Source organism: Salibaculum griseiflavum (assembly GCF_003129565.1).
Taxonomy (GTDB): Bacteria; Pseudomonadota; Alphaproteobacteria; order Rhodobacterales; family Rhodobacteraceae; genus Salibaculum; species Salibaculum griseiflavum.
In genome coordinates, this window is the sequence record NZ_QETF01000008.1 from 121,321 (window position 1) to 127,872 (window position 6,552).

At 59.3% G+C, this 6,552-nt stretch carries 5 protein-coding genes and 3 pseudogenes; 4 read left to right on the forward strand and 4 right to left on the reverse strand.

Features of this window, described 5'->3' with window-relative positions:
* The first annotated feature begins 780 nt into the window (after positions 1-780).
* The 4 genes and pseudogenes from DFK10_RS16240 to DFK10_RS16775 form a co-directional block, all read left to right on the forward strand.
* Positions 781-1,224, forward strand: coding sequence for a hypothetical protein (locus tag DFK10_RS16240; RefSeq protein ID WP_146193252.1), 444 nt, complete (start codon positions 781-783; stop codon positions 1,222-1,224).
* A gap of 363 nt (positions 1,225-1,587) precedes the next feature.
* Positions 1,588-2,820, forward strand: coding sequence for an IS21 family transposase (gene istA / locus DFK10_RS09420; RefSeq protein ID WP_109388772.1), 1,233 nt, complete (start codon positions 1,588-1,590; stop codon positions 2,818-2,820).
* Entirely contained in the window at positions 2,817-3,659 is an 843-nt protein-coding gene (gene istB / locus DFK10_RS09425) for an IS21-like element helper ATPase IstB (protein WP_109388773.1), read from the forward strand. The genes istA and istB overlap by 4 nt, the downstream gene beginning before the upstream one ends.
* A 27-nt stretch (positions 3,660-3,686) precedes the next feature.
* Positions 3,687-3,809, forward strand: a pseudogene (locus DFK10_RS16775) (hypothetical protein); the annotation flags it as partial.
* A gap of 38 nt (positions 3,810-3,847) precedes the next feature.
* Here the strand turns inward: DFK10_RS16775 and DFK10_RS16750 are convergent.
* From DFK10_RS16750 to DFK10_RS09445, 4 genes and pseudogenes are all read right to left on the reverse strand, one after another.
* Positions 3,848-4,015: pseudogene (locus DFK10_RS16750) on the reverse strand (IS1380 family transposase); the annotation flags it as partial.
* Between the two features lie 218 nt (positions 4,016-4,233).
* On the reverse strand, positions 4,234-5,526 hold the full coding sequence (gene pncB / locus DFK10_RS09435) for a nicotinate phosphoribosyltransferase (protein WP_109388775.1): 1,293 nt from the start codon (positions 5,524-5,526) through the stop codon (positions 4,234-4,236).
* 31 nt (positions 5,527-5,557) lie between these two features.
* A complete protein-coding gene (gene pncA / locus DFK10_RS09440) occupies positions 5,558-6,151 on the reverse strand; it encodes a bifunctional nicotinamidase/pyrazinamidase (protein ID WP_109388787.1) in 594 nt (197 codons plus the stop codon).
* A 93-nt stretch (positions 6,152-6,244) separates the two neighbouring features.
* A pseudogene (locus tag DFK10_RS09445) lies at positions 6,245-6,397 on the reverse strand (IS21 family transposase); the annotation flags it as partial.
* Positions 6,398-6,552: the final 155 nt, after the last annotated feature.

Consider the following 6,552-nt stretch of genomic DNA (forward strand, 5'->3'; position numbering starts at 1 on the left):
ATTAGGGGCCAACTGCGTTCATCCAATTCGAGCTTCCACAGATCGAAAAAACAACCGTTCTCGGCGTCTCGCGATGAATAGCCCGAAATGGGACTCTATCTATATCCATTATTGGATCTCGGTGGCGGGGCGGACGCGACTGACACCCAACGCTCTCTACCCCCTAAGTAATTATAATCATTGACCCACCATCCCGTTCGAAAGGCATTCAGTTCGAGCGGAACTGGCAGCGAAAACACATCCAATGGACCTCGACAGCGAGCTGTCCACACCAATACTAAGACAAACGCCACGGAGACTTCTACTTTGACCCGGTCACATGACGATGATATCGAATCCTGAGCAAGAAAGGACTGCTAATCATGCCCCTTATGCCTTTCATTTTTGATCGATCGCCGACAGCGAGGCTCGTTAAGGCAATTGACTCGCCCGCGCGCCAACCGGACCAGCTAAAGCAACTTCAAAGAATAATTACTGAGGACATTTATAAGGTGCCATATGGCTACCTTGATCAAGCAAGACGCCGTTCTGCACTCATGCTACCAATTGCAAAAAATGAAGGCGAAAGACAAGTCCTTTATGACATATAGGGCACCTCGATTTTTGACTATTTTCTTGGTCGCGCAGCGGTGCGTTTGGCGTGAAGCGGGAGGGAAGTAGCTGTTTGGCGGTATGCCCCCCGGGGCAATCACGGCTCGGTGCCTTTCATCCCCGGTTTCTCCAGATTTGCGGCCTGACCTGCGCGCTGGTTTGCCCGGTGTTCACGCCGGGCACGGGTTGATGCGGCGTGACGAAGCGGCGCGCAGACGGGCCGATCAGGCCATCGGCCCGAGAAGCCGGCGCTCCAGCCACCGCCGCAGTGGGACGCCGCGCTGTAAACCTCAAAACGTCGACGCCATCCAAGCGCCGTCAACACGCTACTGCGGCCAAATCAGGCCCAGAAGCCTCAAAAATCGAGGTGCCCAAATAAATTTAGCAAAAGACTTTGCAGCAGCTTTTGGCGTTGTTGCAGTGGTGTTTGTAATTACCATTGCAATTATTATCCTCCTGCGCCGTTATCGTATCGCAAAGCACTTGGCAACGGCGGTTGCCATAATGGGGCTTTCAATTTTTTTGGCATTGCGTCTTGACGATCTGGAAACTGATAAAACTGGCGCTTATGCGATTATATATGCTGCGGCTCTTGGTACCCTTGGTTGGGCCTTTACCCTCTATGAAACCTGATCTAATTAACGCCGCGATTTCACGCTTCAGTTTATGAGATCCATAAACGAAAGCTCAATGATTGAAAGGCATAAATTAAATGTTTCAACACGTTACCCGTATGGCGTCAAGGTTGATGAACAGGACGTTGAACAGTTATTTAGAGACTTGCAAGATCCAAATAATTACAATGATCAATCTGCTCCGACACTTTATTCAATTGTTCAGTGTAATCGCCGGACGTAATCTCCCCAAAACTGCCGTTTGAATTTTCCCCAGTCGTGAGCGTCAGGGGCAATTCCGAACTCCAATTATTCGGAATTGTCGCTGGCGCGGGACATGAGGCCTGATGCCCTGGAATGAGGAACTGACAGGGGCAGGCAGGTGAAAGGACTGAGGGAGATCGTTTTGATCCATGATTTGAAGAAGCAGGGCCTGAGCGTTTCTGCGATTGCGCGCAAGGTTGGCTGTGACCGCAAGACGGTTCGGAAGTATCTCGACGGTGGTTTGGAAGCGCCGGTTTACGGGCCACGCCAGCCGCGATCGCGGGTGATCCAGCCTTATGAGGATTATTTGCAGGAGCGTATTCAAGCTTTTCCTGATCTCAGCGGGGCGCGCCTGCTGCGTGAAATCCGCAAGCTGGGCTACGACGGCGGCTACACGGCGGTCACAGATTTTCTGCGTAAGGTACGTCCGCCCAAGCAGACGCAGTTTGAGCGCCGGTTCGAGACCCCGCCGGGCAAGCAGGCCCAGGTTGATTTTGCCGAGTTCACGGTAGAGTTCACCGATGAGCCCGGCGTCGTCCGCAAGGTCTGGCTGTTCTCGATGGTGCTTGGGCACAGCCGCTGGCTCTGGGGCCGGTTTGTTGCCAGCCAGAACTTACAATCGGTTCTGCGCTGCCATATCGCGGCCTTCTCTGACATGGGCGGCGTGCCTGAGGAAATCCTCTATGACCGCATGAAGACTGCCGTGATCGGCGAGGACGAGGCCGGGGTGGTGACCTACAACAGCTCCCTGGTGGCGCTCTTGAGCCATTACGGCGCAATACCACGCGCTTGCCAGCCGTATCGGGCAAAAACCAAGGGTAAGGTCGAACGCCCATTCCGCTATATCCGGCAGGACTTCTTCCTGGCCCGGACGTTCCGGAACATGGACGACCTCAATGCCCAGTTCGACGCCTGGAGGATCGAGGTTGCCAATCCACGCGTTCACGCCACCACCCGGCGCGTGGTGGATGAGGCCTTTGCCGAGGAAGTCTGCGATCTGAAGCTGCTCCCGGCGATCCCGTACAGCGCGATATTGTCGGTGGAGCGCCGGGTGAGCAAGGATGGCATGATCGCGGTCGGCGGCAACTTCTACTCCGTCCCGGACACCACGCGACGTCGGACACTTGAGGTGCAGCATCACGCCACCGAGCTGCGGATCTATGAGGACGGTGAACTGATTGCTTGCCATCCTGTGCTGGAGGGAAAGGCCTTGCGCCGCATCGACCCCGCGCATCGTAAGGCACCACCACCAAGACCAACCTTGTCGCGGTCCTCGCAGGGATTGCGGCGGCCGCTCGACTTCTACGGTGCGGTTGGCCAGCGCCTGGCGGCTAAGGGGGCGCAGTCATGAGCGATCTTCTGAACCGGATCCAGAGCGCTTTGGTCGGGCTGAAGATGCCACGTGCGCTCGAAGCCCTTGATCATACATTACAGCAGCTTGAGAAAGGCGAGATCACAGCGATTGAGGCCATCGACACGCTCCTGAGCGAGGAATACGCAACACGGGAGACGCGTCGGATAGACGTGGCCCTGCGCACCGCCAAGCTCCTGCCTGTTAAGACGCTTGAAGGCTTCGACTTCAGCTTCCAGCCATCGCTCGATCGAGAACGAATTGCGGCCCTGGCCCAGCTCGACTTCATCCGGCGGGCTGAGGTCATTCACTTCCTTGGGCCACCGGGCACGGGCAAGTCGCACTTGGCCACGGCCCTCGGCGTCGCCGCCGTGAAAGCGGGCAGAAGCGTGTATCGCGCAACATTGGCCGATCTGATCACGGCGTTGAGCCAGGCCGAACGCGAGGGGCGACTTACCGAGAAAATCCGCTTCTATACTCGGGCCTCGTTGCTGATTGTCGATGAGATTGGCTATCTGCCTATCACCACCGGCGGCGCCAACCTGTTCTTCCAGCTGGTCAACGCCCGCTACGAAAAGGGCGCCATGATCCTCACCTCGAACCGCGGATTTGCGGAATGGGGCGAAATCTTCGGGGATCCAGTTGTCGCGACCGCGCTGCTCGACCGGCTCCTACATCACGCCGTGGTCATCCAGATTGAGGGTGCCAGTTACCGGCTGCGTAGCCATGCTGACCTCATCCCCGAGCATGTCCGCGCAAACGCCCCCATCACACCGCCACCGCCGCCAAAACGGCGAGGCCGGCCGCCCAAAACAAAAAACGGAGCAGATGATCACTGAAACCGGCTGATCACCGGACCCGTAAAAGTGGGGAATTTTACTTCGGCACTTCTGGGGAATTTTAACTCGGCGTTGACAGTTCAGATATTAAACCACTACGAATTCATTGCGAACCAAATTCGAAAAAACAGAATTGATGAGTCTGCCGCGAAGGAATGGTATTGTAACCTCATCTCGGCCGGCTGTGACAAATTCGGCGCTGTAATATCGGACAGCCCGAGTGTGTCATCCAGCTCGCGCATCACCAGCAGACCGCCGTCCGAACTGAGCTGTGTGCCTTTGAATTCCAGCCGAACACGAGGGTCGAAATCCACTCGATCTGCCCGCTGCAATCCCGCACCCTCTGGGTGATCCATGAAACACGCCCCTCACAGCTATCAACACCATGATTTATATAGGAAATACAAAGCTCAGGACAGCGAAATCAGCGGACTACTTGGGGAATGCGGGGTAATACGTCGTTTTCGCAGACCACAAAGTGACACTTTTCACGACAAGTACCCTGAGCTAATGTGGCTTTATCATCGTTGGAACGGCAAGCCATTCCCAGACAAATGAGCGAGGAGAAGTAGGTTCATACCACAACCTCCAACCGCTCCTGCTCCCCCACCCCGAACACGCGCTTGTAGCGGGCGATCTCGTCAACCGGCCCCATGGCCTTTTCGGGGTTGTCCGAGAGTTTCACCGTGGGCTGCCCGTTGGCCTCAACCGCCTTGCAGACCAGGCTGAAGGGGGCGAGCGTGTCGCCGGCGGTCAGGCCCTTGAAATCGTTGGTCAGCATGGTGCCCCAGCCGAAGGACACCTTGACCCGCCCGGCGAACTGGCGGTGCAGGGCGGCGATGCGCTCGGCGTCCAGCCCGTCGGAGAAGATGATCAGTTTCTCGCGCGGGTCCTCGCCGCGGCGTTTCCACCAGGCGATGGCGGTCTCGGCGCCCCGGGCCGGGTCGCCGGAGTCGATGCGGATGCCGGTCCAGCGCGCCAGCCAGTCGGGCGCGTTTTCCAGAAATCCCGGCGTGCCGTAGGTGTCGGGCAGGATGATGCGCAGGTTGCCCTCGTGTTCCTCGTGCCAGTCGGACAGCACCGCGTAGGGGGCACGGGCCAGGGCGGCGTCGTCCTCGGCCAGCGCGGCATAGACCATGGGCAGTTCGTGGGCATTGGTGCCGATCGCCTCTAGGTCGCGGTTCTTGGCGATCAGGCAGTTGGAGGTGCCGACGAAGCCCCGGCCCAGCCCTTCGGTCATGGCGCGCACGCACCAGTCCTGCCAAAGGAAGGAATGCCGCCGGCGGGTGCCGAAATCGGCGATGCGCAGGCCCTCGATGGGGCGCAGGTACTCGATCTTCTCCCACAGCTTGGTCATGGCGCGGGCATAGAGGATCTGCAGCTCGAAGCGGCCCATCTCGCCCAGCACGGCGCGGCTGCGCAGCTCCATCAGCACGGCCAGCGCCGGAATTTCCCAGAGCATGACCTCGGGCCAGGGGCCTTCGAAGGTCAGTTCGTACTGCCCGTCGCGTTTTTCCAGGGTGTAGGGCGGCAGGCGCAGCGCCTCGAACCAGTCCATGAATTCGGGCGTGAACATCTGGCGTTTGCCGTAGAAGGTATTGCCGCGCATCCAGGTGCTTTCGCCGCGGGTCAGCGAGAGCGAGCGGATATGGTCGAGCTGTTCGCGCAACTCGCCCTCGTCGATGAGCTCGGCCAGGCGGATGTCGGTGCTGCGGTTGATGAGCGAGAATGTCACCCACGTGTCGGGCTTGTTGCGGAACACCGACTGGCACATCAGCAGCTTGTAGAAGTCCGTGTCGATCAGGGACCGGACGATCGGGTCGATCTTCCACTTGTGGTTCCAGACGCGGGTGGCGATGTCGACCATGGTCGTCCTTTCTGTCGCGGGGTTGGGGCGCTCAGGCCAGCGTGACGCCCGCGTCCGTCATGGCCGCAAGCGCGGCATCCAGAGAGCCGTCCAGGTCGATCGCGCGGCACAGGTCGCGGCGCACGGTCACGGAGAAACCGAGGGTCGCGGCATCCACGGCCGACCAGTTGACGCAGAAATCCGTGGCCAGCCCGACCATGGCAAGGGTCTCGATGCCGCGCGTGCGCAGGTAGCCCTCGAGGCCCGTGGGCGTTTCGTGGTCGTTCTCGAAGAAGGCCGAATAGCTGTCGAGCGCCGGGTTGAAACCCTTTCGAAGGATCAGGTCGGCGCGGTCGGTGTCGAGGTCGGGGTGGAAGGCCGCGCCGTGGCTGCCCTGGACACAGTGATCGGGCCAAAGCACCTGCGGGCCATAGGGCATCTCGGTCATGGTCATGGGCGCGGCCCCGTGGCTGGAGGCGAAGGAGGAATGCCCCGGCGGGTGCCAGTCCTGGGTCAGGATCACTGCGCCGAAGTCGGCCATCAGCGCGTTGATACCGGGCACGATCCGGTCGCCCTCGTTCACGCCCAGCGCACCGCCGGGGCAGAAGTCGTTTTGCACGTCGATCACGACAAGAGCATGGGTCATGGGGCCTCCTTTCCTGGTGTGGGCGAGACTAGGGCCGGGGGGCCGGATTGAAAACCCGATAGCGGCGTCCCGGTGAATTGATGTTGAGCGACCCACCCGCCGCATGGTGCGCGCATTGAGATCTGCAAGCAGCTCGGCAATGGCCAGGTTCAGGGCCTCGATGGAAAAGAACTGCCGGTTGCGCAGGCGTGCCAGAATCCAGCGCTCCACGATCAAGACTGCGCCCTCGACCTTGCCCTTGTTGCGGATTTCAGAAATACCGGACAGCTATTACGTAACCGCCCGGTTTGAACCGCCTTGCGGCCTCAGGCGGCTTCGGTCTTGGGCGCCGCCTCTGACATGGGCGCCCAGTTCCACGGCAGAAGCTCATCGAGCCTGTTGATTTTGTGATCGTGGATGCG

Coding starts and splice junctions, on each gene's coding strand:
- DFK10_RS16240 (WP_146193252.1), top strand. CDS start 781: ATGCGGCGTGACGAAGCGGCGCGCAGACGGGCCGATCAGGCCATCGGC.
- istB (WP_109388773.1), top strand. CDS start 2,817: ATGAGCGATCTTCTGAACCGGATCCAGAGCGCTTTGGTCGGGCTGAAG.
- pncB (WP_109388775.1), bottom strand. CDS start 5,526: ATGGTCGACATCGCCACCCGCGTCTGGAACCACAAGTGGAAGATCGAC.
- pncA (WP_109388787.1), bottom strand. CDS start 6,151: ATGACCCATGCTCTTGTCGTGATCGACGTGCAAAACGACTTCTGCCCC.